This window comes from Streptomyces sp. 378 (assembly GCF_030124145.1).
GTDB lineage: Bacteria > Actinomycetota > Actinomycetes > Streptomycetales > Streptomycetaceae > Streptomyces.
The window spans coordinates 165,865-185,332 of sequence record NZ_JASKMS010000017.1 but is presented as its reverse complement, the minus strand read 5'-3'; the positions used below and the strand labels follow the sequence as shown (position 1 = coordinate 185,332).

19 protein-coding genes are annotated in these 19,468 nt (G+C 71.1%); 9 read left to right on the top strand and 10 right to left on the bottom strand.

From position 1 onward, the window contains the following. Positions 1-351: 351 nt before the first annotated feature. The gene (locus tag QNO09_RS23260; RefSeq protein WP_283972180.1) at positions 352-993 is read right to left on the bottom strand and encodes a DNA-3-methyladenine glycosylase; all 642 of its coding nucleotides are present in this window, start codon (positions 991-993) and stop codon (positions 352-354) included. Positions 994-1,137: 144 nt separating this feature from the next. Here QNO09_RS23260 and QNO09_RS23255 point away from each other — a divergent pair, with 144 nt between their 5' ends. The 3 genes from QNO09_RS23255 to QNO09_RS23245 all read left to right on the top strand — a co-directional run bounded on the left by QNO09_RS23255 (position 1,138) and on the right by QNO09_RS23245 (position 3,229). After that, the gene (locus QNO09_RS23255; RefSeq protein ID WP_283972179.1) at positions 1,138-1,920 is read left to right on the top strand and encodes a sporulation protein; all 783 of its coding nucleotides are present in this window, start codon (positions 1,138-1,140) and stop codon (positions 1,918-1,920) included. Positions 1,921-1,973: 53 nt separating this feature from the next. Continuing rightward, positions 1,974-2,513 (top strand): YbhB/YbcL family Raf kinase inhibitor-like protein, encoded by a 540-nt coding sequence (locus QNO09_RS23250; protein ID WP_283972178.1) that lies wholly within the window; start codon positions 1,974-1,976, stop codon positions 2,511-2,513. A 209-nt stretch (positions 2,514-2,722) separates the two neighbouring features. Beyond that, complete coding sequence (locus QNO09_RS23245) at positions 2,723-3,229, top strand: HNH endonuclease (RefSeq protein ID WP_283972177.1); 507 nt, start codon at positions 2,723-2,725, stop codon at positions 3,227-3,229. Positions 3,230-3,292: 63 nt separating this feature from the next. Here the strand turns inward: QNO09_RS23245 and QNO09_RS23240 are convergent, their stop codons facing one another. The 3 genes from QNO09_RS23240 to QNO09_RS23230 form a co-directional block, all read right to left on the bottom strand. Next, on the bottom strand, positions 3,293-4,252 hold the full coding sequence (locus QNO09_RS23240; RefSeq protein WP_175431724.1) for an SPFH domain-containing protein: 960 nt from the start codon (positions 4,250-4,252) through the stop codon (positions 3,293-3,295). Positions 4,253-4,384: 132 nt separating this feature from the next. Further along, a complete protein-coding gene (locus tag QNO09_RS23235; RefSeq protein ID WP_283972176.1) occupies positions 4,385-4,816 on the bottom strand; it encodes an NfeD family protein in 432 nt (143 codons plus the stop codon). A 95-nt stretch (positions 4,817-4,911) separates the two neighbouring features. Next, positions 4,912-5,709 (bottom strand): ABC transporter ATP-binding protein, encoded by a 798-nt coding sequence (locus tag QNO09_RS23230; protein WP_107458775.1) that lies wholly within the window; start codon positions 5,707-5,709, stop codon positions 4,912-4,914. A 161-nt stretch (positions 5,710-5,870) separates the two neighbouring features. Between QNO09_RS23230 and QNO09_RS23225 the strand changes: the two genes are divergently transcribed. Then, the gene (locus QNO09_RS23225) at positions 5,871-6,659 is read left to right on the top strand and encodes an Rv1486c family protein (RefSeq protein ID WP_283972175.1); all 789 of its coding nucleotides are present in this window, start codon (positions 5,871-5,873) and stop codon (positions 6,657-6,659) included. A 214-nt stretch (positions 6,660-6,873) separates the two neighbouring features. Here QNO09_RS23225 and QNO09_RS23220 read toward each other — a convergent pair whose 3' ends face one another. The 3 genes from QNO09_RS23220 to QNO09_RS23210 form a co-directional block, all read right to left on the bottom strand. Then, the gene (locus tag QNO09_RS23220) at positions 6,874-7,116 is read right to left on the bottom strand and encodes a chaplin (RefSeq protein WP_283972174.1); all 243 of its coding nucleotides are present in this window, start codon (positions 7,114-7,116) and stop codon (positions 6,874-6,876) included. A gap of 156 nt (positions 7,117-7,272) precedes the next feature. Continuing rightward, on the bottom strand, positions 7,273-7,914 hold the full coding sequence (locus tag QNO09_RS23215; protein ID WP_283972173.1) for a response regulator: 642 nt from the start codon (positions 7,912-7,914) through the stop codon (positions 7,273-7,275). Further along, positions 7,907-9,052: a GAF domain-containing sensor histidine kinase gene (locus QNO09_RS23210; RefSeq protein ID WP_283972172.1), complete on the bottom strand. Its 1,146-nt coding sequence runs from the start codon at positions 9,050-9,052 to the stop codon at positions 7,907-7,909. Before QNO09_RS23210 ends, QNO09_RS23215 begins: the two co-directional genes overlap by 8 nt. A gap of 237 nt (positions 9,053-9,289) precedes the next feature. Between QNO09_RS23210 and QNO09_RS23205 the strand changes: the two genes are divergently transcribed. The 3 genes from QNO09_RS23205 to QNO09_RS23195 all read left to right on the top strand — a co-directional run bounded on the left by QNO09_RS23205 (position 9,290) and on the right by QNO09_RS23195 (position 12,180). Next, complete coding sequence (locus QNO09_RS23205) at positions 9,290-9,988, top strand: SDR family NAD(P)-dependent oxidoreductase (RefSeq protein ID WP_283972171.1); 699 nt, start codon at positions 9,290-9,292, stop codon at positions 9,986-9,988. Further along, the gene (locus QNO09_RS23200) at positions 9,985-11,028 is read left to right on the top strand and encodes an S-adenosylmethionine:tRNA ribosyltransferase-isomerase (protein WP_283972170.1); all 1,044 of its coding nucleotides are present in this window, start codon (positions 9,985-9,987) and stop codon (positions 11,026-11,028) included. The genes QNO09_RS23205 and QNO09_RS23200 overlap by 4 nt, the downstream gene beginning before the upstream one ends. Before the next feature lie 390 nt (positions 11,029-11,418). Further along, complete coding sequence (locus tag QNO09_RS23195; protein WP_283972169.1) at positions 11,419-12,180, top strand: transglycosylase SLT domain-containing protein; 762 nt, start codon at positions 11,419-11,421, stop codon at positions 12,178-12,180. An 89-nt stretch (positions 12,181-12,269) separates the two neighbouring features. Here the strand turns inward: QNO09_RS23195 and QNO09_RS23190 are convergent, their stop codons facing one another. Next, positions 12,270-14,795: an ABC transporter ATP-binding protein/permease gene (locus QNO09_RS23190; protein ID WP_283972168.1), complete on the bottom strand. Its 2,526-nt coding sequence runs from the start codon at positions 14,793-14,795 to the stop codon at positions 12,270-12,272. Positions 14,796-15,036: 241 nt separating this feature from the next. On the opposite strand from QNO09_RS23190, the gene QNO09_RS23185 reads away from it, so the two are divergent. After that, entirely contained in the window at positions 15,037-17,256 is a 2,220-nt protein-coding gene (locus tag QNO09_RS23185) for a streptophobe family protein (RefSeq protein WP_283972167.1), read from the top strand. Between the two features lie 131 nt (positions 17,257-17,387). Then, positions 17,388-18,614 (top strand): phosphoserine phosphatase SerB, encoded by a 1,227-nt coding sequence (serB, locus tag QNO09_RS23180; protein WP_283972166.1) that lies wholly within the window; start codon positions 17,388-17,390, stop codon positions 18,612-18,614. A 58-nt stretch (positions 18,615-18,672) separates the two neighbouring features. Here serB and QNO09_RS23175 read toward each other — a convergent pair whose 3' ends face one another. Together QNO09_RS23175 and QNO09_RS23170 are read right to left on the bottom strand one after the other, a co-directional pair. Continuing rightward, positions 18,673-19,191, bottom strand: coding sequence for a SixA phosphatase family protein (locus QNO09_RS23175; RefSeq protein ID WP_283972165.1), 519 nt, complete (start codon positions 19,189-19,191; stop codon positions 18,673-18,675). A 65-nt stretch (positions 19,192-19,256) separates the two neighbouring features. Beyond that, positions 19,257-19,463, bottom strand: a complete 207-nt coding sequence (locus QNO09_RS23170) for a hypothetical protein (RefSeq protein WP_283972164.1) — start codon at positions 19,461-19,463, stop codon at positions 19,257-19,259. Positions 19,464-19,468: the final 5 nt, after the last annotated feature.

The window sequence follows — 19,468 nt, the reverse complement described above, 5'->3', positions numbered from 1 at the left end:
TCAAGGAACGGTCGCTTCCTTTGTACTCACCCTCTCGGGCTTTCCTCCGGGCTTCCCTTCGGTCTTGCGTTTCCGACTCTATCAGATCCTTTTCGATCCGATTCCCTGTCGGCGGGATTTGCCGTTCGGCCCGGGCTTTCGCTCGTCGGCCTCTCGACATTCACTACGTTAGTCGATTCCCCGTCCGACTCATAATCGAGTCCGTCGGCGTCGAATTCAGACATGCGGGCACGCTGAATTCACCCCTGCTGAGGGGAGTCGCTGAGTAGTGGTTTGGCCGTTTCCGGTTGCTGGCGATAGCCATACCCGGCTCAACGGCTCGGACTACATTACGCACCCTGGCGGGGCGCGTCAACTTCGGCGGCGCCTGGGCGCATGGGCGCGATACGGGCTCACCGTCGGGTCGTTGGCCACCCAGAAGCGCCAGGGGTGCACGGCCCCGTCACCGCCGACACCGGTGCGGGGACCATTGAGTACCTGGTCGGAGGGCACGGGGGTGCCGGACAGCATGCGCAGCGGGGTGTCGTCGGTGGTGCACGCGTCCGTGCCGTCCAGGGAGCGGTCCACGTTCAGGGCCGTGGCGAGCCGGGCCGGGCCTTTGGCCAGTTCCTTGTCGTTGCGGGCCGAGAGTCGACGGGTGCGGGCCAGCTCGGCGCCCTCGATGATCTCACCGGCGCGGAGCAGGACGGCACTCGCCCTCCCTTCGGGGCCGCAGACCAGGTTCATGCAGAACCACATGCCATAGGTGAAGTAGACGTACACATGACCGGGCGGACCGAACATCACGCCGTTGCGGGCCGTGCGGCCGCGGAAGGCGTGGGAGCCGGGGTCGTCGGCACCGTCGTAGGCCTCGACCTCGGTGAGGCGGAGGGCGATCGGACCGTCCGGGGTGCTGCGTACCAGGATGCGGCCGAGCAGATCGGGGGCGACATCGAGGACGGGCCGGTCGAAGAACTCCCTGGGCAGGGGCGTACGGTCGGGGGTCGCGATCATGCCGTCCGAGGGTACTGGAGACGAACGGTGCGGCGGGGTGGCCGTCGGTCACCGGGCTTGCCAGGGTGGGGCATGGAACCGGCCACGGCCGGATCGCGTTTGTAGGGATCAGGGATTCACCCGTAGTGGGCGAGAGGGAGAGACATGGCGTTCAAGAAGCTGCTCGCGAGCCTGGGGGCCGGCGGGGCTTCGGTCGAGACGGTGCTGCACGAGGTCAACGTCGTCCCGGGCGGGGTCGTCCAGGGTGAGGTCCGGATCCAGGGCGGTTCCGTCAACCAGCAGATCGAGGGGCTCTCGGTCGGGCTGCAGGCCAAGGTCGAGGTGGAGAGCGGCGACCAGGAGTACAAGCAGGACATCGAGTTCACGAAGTCCCGGCTGGGCGGGGCGTTCGAGCTCCAGGCGAACGCGGTGCACGCGGTGCAGTTCGGTCTCGAGATCCCGTGGGAGACGCCGATCACGATGATCGACGGTCAGGCCCTGCGCGGTATGAACATCGGGGTGTCGACCGAGCTGGAGATCGCGCGTGCGGTGGACTCCGGTGACCTGGACCCCGTCAACGTGCACCCACTGCCGGCGCAGAAGGCGATCCTGGACGCGTTCCTCCAGCTGGGCTTCCGCTTCAAGAACGCGGACATGGAGCGCGGGGTGATCCGGGGTACGCGGCAGCGGCTGCCGTTCTACCAGGAGATCGAGTTCTACCCGCCGCAGCAGTACCGCGGGCTGAACCAGGTCGAGCTGAGCTTCGTGGCCGACCAGCGGGCCATGGACGTGGTGCTGGAGATGGACAAGAGGCCGGGCCTGTTCAGCGAGGGCAGCGACACCTTCCGGTCCTTCCAGGTGGGTCTCGACGACTACCAGGGGACCGACTGGACCGCGTACCTCAATCAGTGGCTCTCCGAGGTCGGCAGCAAGCGCAACTGGTTCTAGGGACAGGCCCTAGGCTCGGGGGCGACTGCAGGAATCGATCAGGAGGTACCGAGGTGACCGAGCTCAAGCGGCGGCCGCTCCCCCACGACTTCCATCCGCCCGTCGCGTCGTTCACGGTGACGAGCGAGGACGTCACGGAAGGCGCGGCGCTCAAGGACGCTCAGGTCTACGCGGCCGGCAACACCTCTCCGCAGCTGCGGTGGGAGGGCTTCCCGGCCGAGACCAAGAGCTTCGCCGTGACCTGCTACGACCCCGATGCCCCGACGGGCAGCGGGTTCTGGCACTGGGTGCTGTTCGACATCCCGGCGTCGGTGACCGAGTTGCCGGTGGGTGCGGGCAGTGGCACGTTCGAGGGTCTGCCGGACGGCGCGATCCACGCTCGTAACGACTACGGCGACAAGGAGTTCGGCGGGGCCGCTCCGCCGCCCGGGGACGGGCCGCACCGGTATGTGTTCACGGTGTACGCCGTGGACCAGGAGAAGCTCGGTCCGGACGCGGACGCCTCGCCCGCCGCGGTCGGTTTCAACCTGCGGTTCCACACGATCGGGCGGGCCCAGCTGATCGGTGAGTACGAGGTGCTCGCCGAGGACTGAGCCGGCCGCCGGACGATCCCGGCGTTCACGGAACGTTTGCCCGCTCCTGGTCTTGGAATTGATCAGGAGCGGGCATTTTTGTTGCCGGGGGTCGCGGGGTCACCCCCTGTGGGAGCAGCAGATATTGCGTTGTCCATCTCGGCGTGCCCGGCCAGAGTTGATCCCAGCCCGCCAGGGGGTGGGCCGGTGCACACGGGAGGTGGGCTGGTATGCGGGACACGCTGGTACTGAACGCGAGCTTCGAGCCGCTGTCGACGGTGACGTTGAACCGAGCCGTCGTTCTGGTGCTTCAGGACAAGGCCGTCGTCGAGCAGGCCCACCCCGAACTGCGGATGCGGGGAGCCGCGGTCGACATACCGGCGCCCCGTGTGATCAGGCTCTGCCAGTACGTACGGGTGCCGTTCCGAAGACAAGCGCCGTGGTCGCGGCGGGGTGTGCTGGTCAGGGACCGGCACCGGTGCGCGTACTGCGGGAGGCGGGCGACGACCGTGGATCACGTGGTGCCGCGGTCGCAGGGGGGTCAGGACACGTGGCTGAACACGGTGGCCTCGTGTGCGCAGGACAATCACCGCAAGGCGAACCGGACTCCGCAGGAGGCGGGGATGCCGCTGCTGCGGCAGCCGTTCGAGCCGACTCCGGCGGACGCGATGCTGCTGGCGCTGGGGCGGGACGACTTCGACGCGCTGCCGGGCTGGCTGGCCCAGCCCGCGGCCTAGAGCCGTCGTACGGAAGGGGCCCGCTTCCTGGGGAAGCGGGCCCCTTCGTGCGTGCCTGCCGGGTCAGTCGATGGACGGCTTCTCACGGCGTTCCTGGGCGGGGACGCCGCCTCCGGACGCGCCGCCGTTGCCGCCGGAACCGCCGCCGAGGCCCCCGAAGTTGCCCATGGCGCCGGACAGACCCTTGAGGGCGTCGCCGATCTCGCTGGGGACGATCCAGAGCTTGTTGGCGTCGCCCTCGGCGATCTTGGGGAGCATCTGGAGGTACTGGTAGGAGAGGAGCTTCTGGTCCGGGTCGCCTGCGTGGATGGCCTCGAAGACCGTGCGGACGGCCTGGGCCTCGCCCTCGGCGCGCAGGGCGGCGGCCTTGGCCTCGCCTTCGGCGCGCAGGATCTGGGACTGCTTCTCGCCCTCGGCGCGCAGGATCTCGGACTGCCGGACACCTTCGGCCTGGAGGATGGCGGCGCGCTTGTCGCGGTCGGCGCGCATCTGCTTCTCCATCGAGTCCTGGATGGAGGTGGGCGGTTCGATCGCCTTGAGTTCGACGCGGTTGACGCGGATGCCCCACTTGCCGGTGGCCTCGTCGAGGACGCCGCGCAGGGCCGCGTTGATCTCCTCGCGGGAGGTCAGGGTCCGTTCCAGGTCCATGCCACCGATGATGTTGCGGAGCGTGGTGACCGTGAGCTGCTCGATCGCCTGGATGTAGCTGGCGACTTCGTACGTCGCGGCCCGGGCATCGGTCACCTGGTAGTAGATGACGGTGTCGATGTTCACGACCAGGTTGTCCTGGGTGATCACCGGCTGGGGTGGGAAGGGCACGACCTGTTCGCGCAGGTCGATGCGGTTGCGGATGGTGTCGATGAACGGGACGACGATGTTGAGGCCCGCGTTGAGTGTTCGCGTGTAGCGCCCGAAGCGCTCGACGATGGCCGCGCTGGCCTGTGGGATGACTTGGATCGTCTTGATCAGGGCGATGAAGACCAACACCACCAGAATGATCAGGACGATGATGACCGGTTCCATCGTCGTTCCCCGTGTCCCTTCTCCGCTTCGGCGCCTTCGGCAGATCTTATGGTTGTCGAAGATCTTGCTGGTCGAGTCTGACAGACCGTCGCGTAGCTGGCGAGGAGTTCACTCCAGTTACGTCGTGCGAGGTCACATGACGATCGCGGTGGCTCCCTCGATGTCCACGACATCCACTTCCTGGCCCACTTCGTAAGTGTGCGCGGTGTCGAGGGCGCGGGCCGACCAGACCTCCCCGGCCAGCTTGATGCGGCCGCCGGAGGAGTCGACACGTTCCAGGACGACGGCTTGTCTGCCCTTCAACGCGTCGACTCCGGAGGCGAATTGGGGCCGCTGGGCGCGATGCCGGTTCGCGATGGGCCGTACGACGGCGATGCCGGCGGTCGAGATGACGGCGAAGACGACGACCTGGGCGACGGCTCCTCCGCCGAAGACGCCGGTGACCACCGCCGCGGCGACGGCGCCCACCGCCAGCATCGCGAGTTCTGGCATCGCGGTGACCACGAGCGCGATGCCGAGCGCTGCCGCGCCGATGAGCCACCACAGCCATGCGTCGATTTCCACATGGTCATGGTAGGTCCGCGGGCCCGGTCACCGACAGAGCGTCCGGCGTGCGAAATGTCGTTCAGAGTCGGGGATTTGAGTGGCTCGGGGCCGGATCAGGAGAGCGGGAGGCCCTGCGCGGTCCAGCGCTCGCCCGACTGTTCGACGACGAGCGGGAGTCCGAAGCAGAGGGAGAGGTTGCGGGAGGTGAGTTCGAGCTCCAGCGGTCCTGCGGCGAGGACCTTGCCCTGGCGGATCATGAGGACGTGGGTGAAGCCCGGGGGGATCTCCTCGACGTGGTGGGTGACCATGAGCATCGAGGGGGCGATCGGGTCGAGCGCGAGGCGGCCGAGTCGGCGGACCAGGTCCTCGCGGCCGCCGAGGTCGAGCCCGGCGGCGGGCTCGTCGAGCAGGAGCAGTTCGGGGTCGGTCATCAGGGCGCGGGCGATCAGGGTGCGCTTGCGCTCGCCCTCGGAGAGCGTGCCGAACCTGCGGTCGAGGTACTCGCTCATGCCGAGGCGGTCGAGGAAGGCGCGGGCGCGCTGCTCGTCGATGTCCTCGTAGTCCTCGTGCCAGGTGGCGGTCATGCCGTAGGCGGCGGTCAGGACCGTCTCCAGGACCGTCTGGCGCTTGGGGAGCTTCTCCGTCATGGCGATGCCGGCCATACCGATGCGGGGGCGCAGTTCGAAGACGTCGGTGCCGGGGCGGCCGAGGGTCTCGCCGAGGATGGCGGCGGTGCCCGAGCTGGGGAAGAGGTAGGTGGAAGCGAGGTTGAGGAGGGTGGTCTTGCCGGCGCCGTTCGGGCCGAGGATGACCCAGCGCTCGCCCTCCTTGACCGACCAGGAGACCTGGTCCACCAGAGCCCGGCCCTCGCGGACCACGGATACGTCCTGAAGCTCCAGAACATCGCTCATGAGCGCGTTGTCTCCCCTTGCAGTGTGGCCGGTCTCGGCTGTCGCGTAAGCCTGTGGCTCGGTCCGCCGCGCCGGTGGGCGCAGCCCTCCATGAAATCTACGCCACCGGTCGGCCCGGACATTCCCTCGGTCCGGTCCTTGGAGGGTCCTAGGGTGGAGGCATGCTCTCGGAACCACGTGCTGGACGTCTCGCAGCTTGGGGAAATGCCCTTTTGGCCGGACATGTCTCTCCGGACGACGCTGTGCTCGCCGTCGTCGGCGAGGACGCGGTGCACCGGGTGGAGGGGTTGCCGGGTGAGTCGGGCCGGGTCGGACTCACCCTGGCGCTGGGGCGGCTGCGGGGGCTCGGGGTGACCGGGCTGCGGGTCGCGCTGCCGGCGCCGGGCCATCCACTGGGGCTGAGCGGGCCACCGGAGTTCAACGCCCGGGCGCTGGAGGCCGAGCAGGCGGTGGTCTGTCACGGCGCCGCGTTCGGACTGGTGCCGGAGGTGTACGAGGCCGGGCCCGAGGGTGATGTGCACGTCGAGGTGGTGTGGCATGTGCTGCCCGTGCGGGAGGCGCCGCCCGCGGATGTGCCCTCGCTGGGCGAGGCGGAGCGGGAGCTGGCGGAGGCCCTGCGGGATGCCACGGAGATGCTGACGCGGCTGGATGTGGCCGGGTCGGGGCCGGTGGCGGAGGCGGCGATCGACGCGTACCGGGCGCGGGCCGAGCGGGGGCGGGAGGTCTTGGCGCCGGGGTATCCGCCGCGGGCGGTGCGGGTGCTGGAGCTGGCGCAGCGGGTGGGGACGCTGATCACCGTGGCGACGGAGAGCGGACACGGGGGTGCGGTGAGTTCGTCCGAGATCTTCGCGCGGCAGGAGGCGTTGCGGCCGGTGGAGCGGACGGCTCGACGGGCGCAGGTCGCGGCGTACAACTCCGTTGTGGAGGAGCGTGAGCGGGGGGTGCGGTGACGGGGGGGTGCCCCTGCCCGGCGTGAGTACTGAAGCCGGGTGGGGGCGCGGCCCGGCGGAGGGGGGTGCCTCCCCCCATCTCTTCGAGCAGGGGGACCCTCAACGCTCATGCGTGCCGCCCGGGCGGCACGCATGCCCGCGGCTACGCCGACCGGCCTCCCGGACGCTCCCGGGAGGCCGGTGTCACCTCCGGCTCGGAGACGGAGGTGGAGCGTCAGTGGTTGACGGCGTGGTTGCCGAAGGCCGGGTTCAGGATGCCCACGACGTTCACGCTGTTGCCGGACACGTTGACCGGGACGTGCACCGGGGCCTGGACGACGTTGCCCGAGCCGACGCCCGGGGAGCCCACGGCCTGGCCGTCGGCGTGCGCGCTGGTGGCGGAGGCCATGCCCGCGCCGGCGGCCAGCAGGCCACCCGTCATCATCGTCACGGCCGCTGCCTTCTTCAGGTTCTTCACTTCTGAGCCCTCCTTGCGATCGCCGCGGCAGGCGCCGCGGCACGCACTGGAGAACGGCGGAGATCCACCGAGGTTGCGCCATCCGGGGGACGTTCCCACGACAGTATGAATCTCGGTCCGGAACGCAACCTTCCGCGTTGCCGTGCGATGAGCGGATCAGCCGGTCACGCCATGGCGGACGGCCCACAGCGCGGCCTGCGTCCGGTCGGCCAGGTCGAGCTTCATCAGGATGTTGGAGACGTGGGTCTTGACGGTCTTCTCGGACAGGACGAGCGCGCGGGCGATCTCGCGGTTGGAGCGGCCGTCCGCGATGAGGCCGAGAACCTCGCGCTCCCGCTCGGTGAGCGAACCGGCCCTGCCCGTGCCGGAGTTGTTCTCCTCCTGCGCCAGCAGGGCGCCGGCGACCTCCGGCTGGAGGAGGATGTGTCCGGCGTGGACGGAGCGGATGGCTCCGGCGAGGGCGTCGGGGTCGACGTCCTTGTAGACATAGCCGGCGGCACCGGCACGCAGGGCCGGGACCACCGTGCGCTGCTCGGTGAAGCTGGTGACGACCAGCACGCGCGCGGGGTTGTCCAGCTCGCGGAGTCTGCGCAGGGCGTCGACGCCGTCCATGCCCGGCATCTTGACGTCCATGAGGATGACGTCGGGCCGCAACTCCTCGGCGCGGTCCACTCCTTCGGCGCCGTCCGCCGCCTCGCCGACGACCTCGATGTCGTCCTGCACTTCGAGGAAGGTGCGCAGGCCACGGCGGACCACCTGGTGGTCGTCGACGAGCAGCACCCTGATTGCGTCAGCCACCGGGGACCTCCATCTCGATCGCGGTGCCCTGGCCGGGCGCCGATTGCACGGTGAGCGTGCCGCCGGCGCCGCTCGCCCGGTCCCGCATCGAGACCAGGCCCAGATGGCGCCCGGCGCGGCGGACCACGCTCGGGTCGAAGCCGCCGCCGTCGTCCGCGACCCGCAGGACGACTCCGCTGCCGCGGCGGTCCAGGGTCACGTCGACGTGGTCGGCGCCGGAGTGGCGCAGGGCGTTGTGCAGGGCCTCCTGGGCGACGCGCAGAACGGCCTCCTCCTGGGAGGCGGGCAGAGCCTTCACGCCGTGGCCGGCGAAGGTGACGCGGGCGCTGTGGGCGCGGTCGAGGACCTGGATCTGCGTCCGGAGGGTCGCCACGAGGCCGTCCTCGTCGAGGGCGGCGGGGCGCAACTCGACGACCGCGGCGCGCAGTTCGTCGGCGGCCTCGGCGGCGAGGGCGGCCACCTGCTGGAGTTCGCCCTTGGCGCGGGAGGGGTCCCGGTCGACCAGCCGGGCCGCGGCCTGGGCGGTCAGGCGCAGGGAGAACAGCTTCTGGCTGACCGCGTCGTGCAGTTCGTGGGCGAGGCGGGAGCGCTCCTCGGCGATGGTCAGCTCGCGGCTGCGCTCGTAGAGGCGGGCGTTGGTGAGGGCGATGGCGGCGTGCTGGGCGAGGATGCCGAGCAGTTCCTCGTCGTCCGCCGTGAAGCCGCAGCCGCCCTCGGGCTTCGGGCAGTTCTTGTTCGCGAGGAACAGGGCGCCGATGACCTCGTCGCCGTCGCGGATCGGCAGGCCGAGGAAGTCGACCAGGTCGGGGTGGGCCTTCGGCCAGCCCTCGAAGCGGGGGTCCTTGCGGACGTCCGCGAGGCGCTCGGCCCGGGCCTCGTGCAGCATCGCGGCGAGGATGCCGTGCTGGCGCGGGAGGGGGCCGATGGCCTTCCACTGCTCCTCGCTGACGCCGTCGACGACGAACTGGGCGAAGCCGCCGTGGTCGTCCGGGACGCCGAGCGCGGCGTACTGCGCGTCGAGCAGCTCGCGGGCCGAGGCGACGATCGTCTTGAGGACGTCGCGCACCTCGAGATGCCTGCTCATGGCCAGCAACGCGGAGCTCACCGCGGCGAGGCCGGACCGGGGGCCGTGACTCATGTCCTCACGGTACCGGCGGGCTGTGACCGCGCGGATCGGACCGGTGGCGGCGAGGGCCCGGCCGGTGGACCTAGGCCGTGGGGCCGAGAAGGCCCGAGGCCGAGACGTAGGTCCGGGGGCGCCGGGCCCGTGGCGTAGGGCCAAAGGACCCGGTGGCGTGCGGCCCGCGTCCGAGGCGGTCAGGGCCGCCCCGTTCCTACGGTGAGGGCACTTCGATCACGTGGAGGGGAGCCGACCATGCCGGTCGCGATCATCACCGGGGCCTCGAAAGGACTGGGCCGGGCCCTGGCCGGGGCCCTGGCAGGGCAGGGCTGGGACCTGGTGCTCGACGCCAGGGGTGCCGAGGCGCTGGCGGACACGGCCCGGGCCATCCGCGCGCACGGCACACGCGTGAGCGCCCTTGCCGGGGACGTCACGGACGCGGCGCACCGGGCGGAGGTGGTGTCGGCGGCCCGGCGGCTGGGCGGCGTCGACCTGTTGGTGCACAACGCGAGCGCGCTGGGCGCCGAGCCGCTGGTGCGGCTGGCGGAGCTGCCGGTGGAGGGGCTGCGCAGGGCGCTGGAGGTGAACCTGGTGGCGGGGCTGGGTCTGGTGCAGGAGGCGCTGCCGCTGCTGCGGGACTCGCCGTCGGGCACCGTCGTCGCGGTCAGCTCGGACGCGGCGGCCGAGGCATACGAGACCTGGGGCGGTTACGGGGCGTCGAAGGCGGCCCTGGACCATCTGCTGGCGGTGCTCGCCGTGGAGGAGCCGGGGTTGCGGGTCTGGGCGGTGGATCCCGGGGACATGGCCACGGACCTGTACGCGGCGGCCGTACCGGACGACCGGGAGCCGCGGCCCGAGCCGGCGACCGTGGTGCCGGGGTTCCTGCGACTGCTGGACGAGCGTCCGGTGAGCGGGCGGTACGGGGCTCCGGCGCTGCTGGACGGGGCGCGATGACCCTGGCGGTGCGGGTACCGGAGGAGCTGTCGGCGCGGGTGCCGGTCGAGCAGCGGGGCCCGGGGCTGGAGCGGGACGCCGTACGGATGCTGGTGTCGCGGGGTGCAGAGGTGGCGCATCACGTGTTCACGGAGCTGCCGCTGCTGCTGCGGGCGGGGGATCTGCTCGTGGTCAACACCTCGGCCACGCTGGCGGCGGCCGTGGACGGATGGACGGGGGACGCGCGCGTGGTGGTGCATTTCTCCACGCGCGGGGACGACGGCCGCTGGGCGGTGGAGCTGCGGGAGCCCGACGGGCGGGGCACCACGCGCGCGCGTGCGGGTGGGCCCGCGGCGAGGGAGGTGTGCCTGCCGGGGGGTGTGCGGCTGGTTCTGGAGGAGCCGCTGAGCGGGCGCGGCGAGCGGCTGTGGTGGGCGCGGGTGTCCGGACCGGGGGTGCCGGGGCTGCTGCGGGAGTACGGGCGGCCCATCCGCTACGCCTATACGGAGCGGGACCAGCCGCTGTCCGCCTACCAGACGGTGTTCGCGCTGCCGTCGGCGGACGGGACGGGCAGTGCGGAGATGCCGAGCGCTGCGCGGCCCTTCACGGCACGGCTGGTGGCGGAGCTGGTGAGCCGGGGGGTGCAGTTCGCGCCGGTCACGCTGCACACGGGGGTGGCCTCGGCGGAGGCGCACGAGCCGCCGTACCCGGAGCGTTTCGCGGTGCCCGAGGCGTCCGCGCGGCTGATCAACGCCGTGCGGGCCGGTGGGGGCCGGGTCGTGGCGGTCGGGACGACGGTGGTGCGGGCGGTGGAGTCGGCGGTGGGTGCCGACGGTGCCGTACGCGCCCGTGCGGGATGGACGGATCTCGTCGTCACGCCGGAGCGCGGGGTGCGGGTGGTGGACGGACTGCTGACCGGGCTGCACGAGCCGGAGGCCTCGCATCTGCTGATGCTGGAGGCCGTCGCGGGGCGGGTGGCGATCGAGCGGGGGTACCGGGCCGCGCTCCAGGGCCGGTATCTCTGGCACGAGTTCGGGGACGTGCACCTCGTACTGCCGTGAACACGGCCGCCGCCGAGGACGCGCTCGTCGTTCACGACATCCCGCTCCTCACCCTTACACAGAGCATCGCTTGTGCAACGGGTGGTGAGAACGCGTGCCGTGCGATGTGAGGCCGCGCATAGGGCGCACGTCACGTACGAAAGTGCGTAGGAGACAAAGCCGTACCTTTTGAGCGGCTCGGACAGTCCAATCTGCCCCGTTTCACCCCTCCCTGATCCACTATCTTCCTTCGTACGTCACACCTTTGCCACGCGATTTTGCGGCCGCTAAGAATTGGCGACGTCGCTCAGCGCCGTGGGTTCACCTCCGCGGCGTTTGTGTCGGAAACACACCGAGTCCAACGCCGGACGCCGAGCGACCCCCGCGCTATTCGAAGAGGTCCACAGCAGCATGCCCAAGAACATCTTCAGCCGTGTTCAGAGTCGCAGCCTGACCCGTCACCACAAGATCGCCATGGCCGGTGTCGCCACCCTCGGCGCCGTCGCCATCGGAGTCTCCGCGGTACCGAGCGGCGCCTCGACCAAGACCACGACCGAGGCCGCTCAGCCGGCTGCGGTGGCGTACAGCAACCAGCAGATCAAGGACGTCAAGGCGAGCGTCACGGACCAGATGGCCGGCGCCAGCCTGAAGGCGGAGCAGATCGCGGCGAAGAAGAAGGCCGACGCCGCGGCCGCCGCGAAGAAGAAGGCCGCCGCCGAGGCCGCCGCCAAGAAGAAGGCCGCCGCCGAGGCCGCCGCCAAGAAGAAGGCCGAGGCCGCGCGCAAGGCCAAGGAGGCCGCGAGCCGCGACGCCAAGCGCGCCCAGGCCGAGAAGGCCGCCGTCAAGAGCTACCCGAACAACCTCGACGGCTGGATTCGCGAGTCGCTCGACGTCATGAAGAAGCACGGGATTCCCGGCTCCTACGACGGCATCAAGCGCAACATCATGCGGGAGTCCTCGGGTAACCCGAAGGCGATCAACAACTGGGACATCAACGCCATCAACGGCATCCCGTCGAAGGGCCTGCTCCAGGTCATCCCGCCGACCTTCAAGCACTGGCACGTCCCCGGCACCTCCTGGGACATCTACGACCCGGTAGCCAACATCACCGCCGCCTGCAACTACGCGGCCGACAAGTACGGCTCGATGGACAACGTCGACAGCGCGTACTGAGGCCTGCGCGGACCTCTGCTCGCTGTACGGACGCCGAAGGGCGGCACCCACTGACGGGGTGCCGCCCTTCGGGCGTGGTACGGCGGTGACTACTTGCGCATGACCTCGGGCTCGTGGCGACGCAGGAAGCGGGCCACGAAGAAGCCGCAGATCACGCCCAGGACGAGGAGCGCGCCCATGTCCATGGCCCAGGCCCCGGCCGTGTGCTCCCACAGCGGGTCGGTGTCGCCGGCCGTCTCGGGCGGGCTGATCTTGTTGAAGTCCAGCGTGGCACCGGCGGCGGCGACCGCCCAGCGCGACGGCATCAGGAACGAGAACTGGTTGACGCCGATCGAGCCGTGCAGCGCGAACAGACAGCCGGTGAAGACGACCTGGATGATGGCGAACATCACCAGCAGCGGCATGGTCTTCTCGGCGGTCTTCACCAGCGAGGAGATGATCAGGCCGAACATCATCGAGGTGAAGCCCAGTGCCATGATCGGCACGGACAGCTCCAGCAGCGTGGCGCCGCCGAAGACGAGGCCCTCCTCGGGGATCTCGCGGCTGGAGAAGCCGATGACGCCGACCAGCAGGCCCTGGAGCACGGTGATCATGCCGAGCACGAACACCTTGGACATCAGGTACGCCGAGCGTGAGAGGCCGGTGGCACGCTCCCGCTCGTAGATGACGCGTTCCTTGATCAGCTCTCGGACCGAGTTCGCCGCGCCGGCGAAGCAGGCGCCGACCGCCAGGATCAGCAGGACCGTGGTGGCCGTGCCGTTCGGGATGATCCGGCCGGTCTCCGGGTTGGCGGGGTTCGGCAGCAGGCCCTTGTCGGCGTCGATGAGCAGGCTGACCGCGCCGAGCACGGCCGGCAGGATCACCATCAGGGCGAGGAAGCCCTTGTCGGACACGATCACCGAGACATAGCGCCGGACCAGCGTGACGAACTGGGACATCCAGCCCTGCGGCTTCGGCGGCTTCATCGCCTGCATCTGCGGAACCTGTACGGACTGCGGCGCGACGGCGTCGATGTCCGCGGCGTACATCTGGTAGTGCTGCGAGCCCTTCCAGCGGCCCGCCCAGTCGTAGTCGCGGTAGTTCTCGAAGGCGGAGAAGACATCGGCCCAGGTGTCGTAGCCGAAGAAGTTCAGCGCCTCCTCGGGCGGGCCGAAGTAGGCGACCGAGCCGCCCGGCGCCATCACCAGCAGCTTGTCGCAGATCGCCAGCTCGGCCACCGAGTGGGTGACGACGAGGACCGTACGGCCGTCGTCGGCCAGGCCGCGCAGCAGCTGCATGACGTCGCGGTCCATGCCCGGGTCGAGGCCGGAGGTCGGCTCGTCCAGGAAGATCAGCGACGGCTTGGTCAGCAGCTCCAGGGCGACCGAGACGCGCTTGCGCTGGCCGCCGGAGAGGGACGTGACCTTCTTGTCCTTGTGGATGTCGAGCTTGAGCTCGCGCAGCACCTCGTCGATGCGGGCCTCACGCTCGGCGGCGGTGGTGTCGGCCGGGAAGCGCAGCTTGGCCGCGTACTTGAGGGCCTTCTTGACCGTCAGCTCCTTGTGCAGGATGTCGTCCTGCGGGACCAGACCGATGCGCTGGCGCAGCTCGGCGAACTGCTTGTAGAGGTCCCGGTTGTCGTACAGCACTTCGCCCTGGTTGGCGGGGCGGTAGCCGGTGAGCGCCTTGAGCAGGGTCGACTTGCCGGAGCCGGACGGGCCGATGACCGCGATCAGCGACTTCTCCGGGACGCCGAACGAGACGTCCTTGAGGATCTGCTTGCCCCCGTCGACCGTGACGGTCAGGTGCCGGGCGGAGAAGGACACCTCACCGGTGTCGACGAACTCCTCGAGACGGTCGCCGACGATCCGGAACGTCGAGTGGCCCACGCCCACGACGTCGGCCGGGCCGAGCAGCTGCGAGCCGCCCTTGGCGATCGGCTGGCCGTTGACGTACGTGCCGTTGTGCGAGCCGAGGTCGCGGATCTCCATGCGCCCGTCGGGCGTCGCGTGGAACTCGGCGTGGTGCCGGGAGACCTGCAGGTCGGAGACGACCAGCTCGTTCTCCAGGGCACGGCCGATGCGCATCACACGGCCCAGCGAGAACTGGTGGAACGTGGTCGGGCTGCGGTCGCCGTAGACCGGCGGTGCCCCCGCGACACCACCGGGACCCTGCTGCTGCGGGATGTGCGCCGCGGCCTGCTGCGGCTGCTGCCAGCCGGCCTGTGGGGGCTGCTGGTGCGGCGGCTGCTGGGCCGGGGCCTGCTGGCCCCAGCCGGGGTTCGCGCCCTGCGCGGCGTACGGCTGCTGCTGCGGCTCGGCCTGCGGCGTGGCGACGGAGGCCGCGGCGCCGGACAGGCTCAGACGCGGGCCGTCGGTCGCGTTGCCCAGATTGACGGCCGAGCCGGGGCCGAGCTCCATCTGATGGATGCGCTGCCCCTGCACGAACGTGCCGTTGGTGCTGCCGTGGTCCTCGATGACCCAACTGCGGCCGTTGAAGCTGACCGTGGCGTGACGCCAGGAGACCCTGGCGTCGTCGAAGACGACGTCCCCCTGCGGATCACGTCCGAGGGTGTATGCCCTGGACGGATCGAGCGTCCAGGTACGTCCGTTTGATTCCAGTACGAGTTCCGGCACTCCATGCCCCACTGAGTTGTCCCCCGATTTACCCCCGGCATGGGGAGTCTAGGGATGGCGAACATCGGGGGGAACTATTTCAGGAGCTGGCCTCTGACCGAAAGTCGGGCCTTGTGAAGACCGCGTCGGGACGCATCGGCCGATTCCGTTGACGGGGTTGAAACCGGACCGGAGAGTGGTATTTCGACGCGAGGGGGACATGTGCGGTGTTCCCGCCGCGCAGCGGATCGGGGGGTCTGCCATGAGTGCTGTCACCGGGCGCACGAGCGGCCATGCGCGCGTGCCGTGGGGGGACGTGCTGCTGTCCGCCGTCGCCGCTGTGAGCTGGGCGTTGATCGGGATGGCGGGGACGGCGGCGCTGGGCCTTCGACTGCTGGAGGCGGACACGGCCGGGTCGTTGGGGCCGATGACCGCGGCGGTGGTGGCTCTCGGGGCGGGTGGGTCGGTCACGCCGTCCGGTGATGTGTCGGCGTTCGGCCTCACGGGCGCGGAGGCGGACACGGCCATCGAGATCACGCCACTGGGGGTGAGCCTGGTCGGGGCGCTGCTGCTGTCGTGGTTCTTCCTGCGCTCCTTGCGGGCGGCGGGAGTTGTGATCTCACCGGCCGAACTGCTCGCGCGGGCGGGGACGGTGGTGGCGCTGTTCGTGGCGATGCTGGGCGGGCTCGCGTGGGCGGGGCACGACGTCATCACGATCGACGGGGGGTCGCTGGGCCTGGACGACGTGACCGGCGGGAACGGGAGCGTCGACATCCCGGGCCTGGGGGACATCGGGGGGCTGCTTCCGGACCGGCTCGGCGACCTGGTCGACGCGCAGGCCGCGGTCGGCTTCACGGTCGACACGGCGCCGACGCTGCTGGGCGGGCTCGGCTGGTCGGCCGGGATACTGGTCATCGCCCTGCTGGCCTCGCGCCGTACGCCGCTGCCGCCCGGCTGGGAGGCCGTGCACCGCGTCGTCCGGCCGGCCGTGTCGGCGGTGGTGACCGTTCTGCTGGTGGCGGTGGTCGCGGGGCTCGCGGTGGCGGGGTACGCGGCGATCGGCGACGACCATCCGGCGCGCATCGCCGGCGCGGCGCTGCTCGGGGCGCCGAACGGGGTGTGGCTGGGCATCCCGATCGGCCTGTTCGTGTCGTGGGACGGGCGCGCGACGGGCGAACTGACCCGCTTCCTGCCGGACCCGCTGGACGACCTCCTCGGCGCGGGGGCCGACCAGCCGGTGACGCTGGGCCGGCTGGCCGAGCTGGACGGGCGGGTGTGGCTGCTGGGGGTGGCGGCGGCGTTGACGATGCTGCTGGCGGGGGTGCTGGCCGGGGTGCGGACGCCCGTCGGGGAAGGGTGGGGCGGGCTTCGTTTCGCGAGCCGGTGTGCGCTGCGGCTGGGGGTCGCGACCGCGCTCACCCTGCCCTTGCTGGCCTGGCTGACGGACGTGTCCGTGACCGCCTCCCTGTCCGTGCTCGGCTTCGACGCGTTCGGCGCGGGCATCGACCTGCACGGCCATCTCGGCGCGGCCCTGCTCCTGGGCGGGGTGTGGGGTGCGGGCGCCGGGGCCGTCGGGGCATCGCTCGCCTGGATGTGCGGGGCAGCGGGACGACGCGCTACGGCGTCGGCTCGGGGGGAGGGGTTCGCCGGGGCGGCCGGGGCGGAGGGCTTGGCGAGTGCCGGGTGGGCCGAGCACGGGGGCGGGTCCGGGAGGACGGAGGGCTTGGCGAGTGGTGGGTGGGCCGAGCACGGGGCCGGGGCCGGGAGGGGGGAGACCTGGAGCGGCTCCGGGACGGCGGGGTACGACGTGGGCGGCGGGCGGGGGTGGCCGGGGCCCGGCGACACGACACGGCGGACCGGAAACGACCCCGGCACCGAACAGACCGAGGCACCGGGCGCACCCCGGCCGACAGGACACGACGACAACACCGCACAACCGTGGCCACGTCCCGGCGACACGACACAGCGCACCGGAAACGACCCCCACACCGGACAGACCGAGACGCCGGCCGTACCCGGGCCGGACGGGGTGCCGCGGCGTGGTGACGCGGTACGGCGACCGGGGAACGGCCCCGGTGCCGGGTGGCCGGGTGCGCGAGGCGGATGGGTTGCGGAGGGCGAGGAGGCCGGGCCGTACGCGCCCGGTACGCCGTACCGGCCGCCGAACCCGGGCACCAATCCCTACCTCCGGGTGCCTGACGGACTGTGGGAACCGGAGGACGCCCGGCCGCCCGGGACGGAGCGACCCCTCGCTGCCGGGTCCGGGCCCGGGCCCGATCACGGCACGTCGGCGGACGAGGAGCCCCCCGCCGCCGGCGACGTGCACGGCGCTCCCACCGTCGTGCGGCCCGTCGGCCCGCCGCCGCGTGGGCCCCGGCAGGCGCCGGGGCCGAGGACCGGGAACGGGCCGCCCGCACGGCCCGACGACGGGCCGCCGCCTCCGCCGCCTCCTCCTCCGCGGAAGCCGCGGGGCGGGAGGTGACCGGCGAGGGGATACAGGACGCCCTTCCAGTGCGTAAGGTTCACGCCACCGAGGCGACATGCAGTGTTCGCTGTCCGCCAGACGGACCTCAAGGGCGGTATGCCCCGCCCGCCGGATACGGTGGAACCACCATGAGCGCTTCGCAGACCTCGTCTTCCGACGTCCCTGCCGACGTCCCCACCCTCCTCGTGAAGATCTTCGGCAAGGACAGGCCGGGCATCACCGCCGGTCTCTTCGACACCCTCGCCGCCTACTCCGTCGACGTCGTCGACATCGAGCAGGTCGTCACCCGTGGCCGGATGGTGCTGTGCGCGCTCGTGACCGAGCCGCCGCCCGGACTCGAAGGGGACCTGCGGGCGACCGTCCACAGCTGGGCCGAGTCGATGAAGATGCAGGCGGAGATCATCTCCGGCCTCGGCGACAACCGCCCGCGCGGGCTGGGCCGCTCCCTGGTCACCGTGCTCGGGCACCCGCTCACCGCCGAGGCGACGGCGGCGATCGCCGCGCGGATCACGAAGACCGGCGGCAACATCGACCGTATCTTCCGGCTCGCCAAGTACCCCGTGACCGCCGTCGAGTTCGCCGTCTCCGGCGTGGAGACCGAGCCGCTGCGCACCGCCCTGGTGACCGACGCGGCCAGGCTCGGCATCGATGTGGCGGTCGTCGCCGCCGGCCTGTACCGGCGCGCCCAGCGCCTGGTCGTGATGGACGTCGACTCGACGCTGATCCAGGACGAGGTCATCGAGCTGTTCGCCGCGCACGCCGGGTGCGAGGACAAGGTCGCCGAGGTGACGGCGGCCGCGATGCGCGGGGAACTGGACTTCGAGCAGTCCTTGCACGCGCGCGTGGCGCTGCTGGAGGGGCTGGACGCCTCGGTCGTGGACAAGGTGCGCAGCGAGGTACGGCTGACGCCCGGCGCCCGCACCCTGATCCGTACGCTGAAGCGGCTCGGCTACCAGGTCGGTGTCGTCTCGGGCGGCTTCACCCAGGTCACCGACGATCTGAAGGAGCGGCTCGGGCTGGACTTCGCCCACGCCAACACCCTGGAGATCGTCGACGGCCGGCTGACGGGCCGGGTCACCGGCGAGATCGTCGACCGGGCGGGCAAGGCCCGGCTGCTGCGCCGGTTCGCCGCGGAGGCGGGTGTGCCGCTGTCGCAGACGGTGGCGATCGGTGACGGCGCCAACGACCTGGACATGCTGAACGCGGCCGGTCTCGGGGTCGCCTTCAACGCCAAGCCGGTGGTGCGCGAGGCCGCGCACGCCGCGGTGAACTTCCCGTTCCTGGACACGGTCCTGTACCTGCTGGGCATCACACGCGAAGAGGTCGAGGCGGCGGACATCCTCGACATCGGCTGAACCGTGCGGAAAGGGCCCGGCACCGCACCGGCGCCGGGCCCCTGTCACTCGAGGACGGTCACTCGGCCGGCGCCCAGTAGTCCCGCAGCGTGGCCACGCCCGGCTCCAGGCTCTTCCACGCGCCGGTGAACGACAGCACGGCGAAGGCGGCGGCCGGGAACCCGCGGCGGGCCATCCGCTCCCGGGCCTCGTCCTCGCCTGAGCCCGCCAGGACTTCGGCGAGGCCCTGGATGCCCGGGTTGTGCCCGACCATGAGGATGGTCTGCGCGTCGTCGGGGGTCTCGTTGAGCAGAGCGATCAGCTCGCCCGGCGAGGCATCATAGATCCGCTCCTCGTAGACGGTTTTCGGCCGCTGCGGGAACTCCTGGACGGCGAGCTTCCATGTCTCCCGGGTCCGGACCGCGGTGGAGCACAGGGCCAGGTCGAAGGCGAGACCGGTGTCGGTCAGCCTACGCCCGGCCTCCGCCGCGTCCATACGGCCCCGGTCGGCGAGCGGACGCTCGTGATCGGTCACCTGCGGCCAGTCGGCTTTCGCATGGCGGAAGAGGACAATCCTGCGGGGTTCTGCGACGCTCATGAGATCCAGCTTCGCATGAAACACGCCATGTGGCGCAGGGAGTTGACCACCGGCTTCGGCTGTGATCAGCGGGTTGTCAGCTGCTGCACTCGCTCCAGGAGGTGGGCGATGGCGGGCCCGCCGGTGGCCGCGTGCGCGTCGGACGGGTTCAGGATCAGGGCGAGCAGCGCGGTGAAGGCGAGGACGGGCAGGGCGAGGGCCCACCACGGCAGCCGGTCGGCGGCACCGGCCCGGGTCGCCGGGCAGGGCCGGGTGTGCGTAGGGGCCGACATGGGTG

Excerpts from the sequence above, each read along its gene's own strand:
- QNO09_RS23260 (WP_283972180.1), bottom strand. The coding sequence starts at position 993 with ATGATCGCGACCCCCGACCGTACGCCCCTGCCCAGGGAGTTCTTCGAC.
- QNO09_RS23255 (WP_283972179.1), top strand. The coding sequence starts at position 1,138 with ATGGCGTTCAAGAAGCTGCTCGCGAGCCTGGGGGCCGGCGGGGCTTCG.
- QNO09_RS23245 (WP_283972177.1), top strand. The coding sequence starts at position 2,723 with ATGCGGGACACGCTGGTACTGAACGCGAGCTTCGAGCCGCTGTCGACG.
- QNO09_RS23240 (WP_175431724.1), bottom strand. The coding sequence starts at position 4,252 with ATGGAACCGGTCATCATCGTCCTGATCATTCTGGTGGTGTTGGTCTTC.
- QNO09_RS23230 (WP_107458775.1), bottom strand. The coding sequence starts at position 5,709 with ATGAGCGATGTTCTGGAGCTTCAGGACGTATCCGTGGTCCGCGAGGGC.
- QNO09_RS23225 (WP_283972175.1), top strand. The coding sequence starts at position 5,871 with ATGCTCTCGGAACCACGTGCTGGACGTCTCGCAGCTTGGGGAAATGCC.
- QNO09_RS23210 (WP_283972172.1), bottom strand. The coding sequence starts at position 9,052 with ATGAGTCACGGCCCCCGGTCCGGCCTCGCCGCGGTGAGCTCCGCGTTG.
- QNO09_RS23205 (WP_283972171.1), top strand. The coding sequence starts at position 9,290 with ATGCCGGTCGCGATCATCACCGGGGCCTCGAAAGGACTGGGCCGGGCC.
- QNO09_RS23200 (WP_283972170.1), top strand. The coding sequence starts at position 9,985 with ATGACCCTGGCGGTGCGGGTACCGGAGGAGCTGTCGGCGCGGGTGCCG.
- QNO09_RS23195 (WP_283972169.1), top strand. The coding sequence starts at position 11,419 with ATGCCCAAGAACATCTTCAGCCGTGTTCAGAGTCGCAGCCTGACCCGT.
- QNO09_RS23185 (WP_283972167.1), top strand. The coding sequence starts at position 15,037 with ATGAGTGCTGTCACCGGGCGCACGAGCGGCCATGCGCGCGTGCCGTGG.
- serB (WP_283972166.1), top strand. The coding sequence starts at position 17,388 with ATGAGCGCTTCGCAGACCTCGTCTTCCGACGTCCCTGCCGACGTCCCC.
- QNO09_RS23175 (WP_283972165.1), bottom strand. The coding sequence starts at position 19,191 with ATGAGCGTCGCAGAACCCCGCAGGATTGTCCTCTTCCGCCATGCGAAA.
- QNO09_RS23170 (WP_283972164.1), bottom strand. The coding sequence starts at position 19,463 with ATGTCGGCCCCTACGCACACCCGGCCCTGCCCGGCGACCCGGGCCGGT.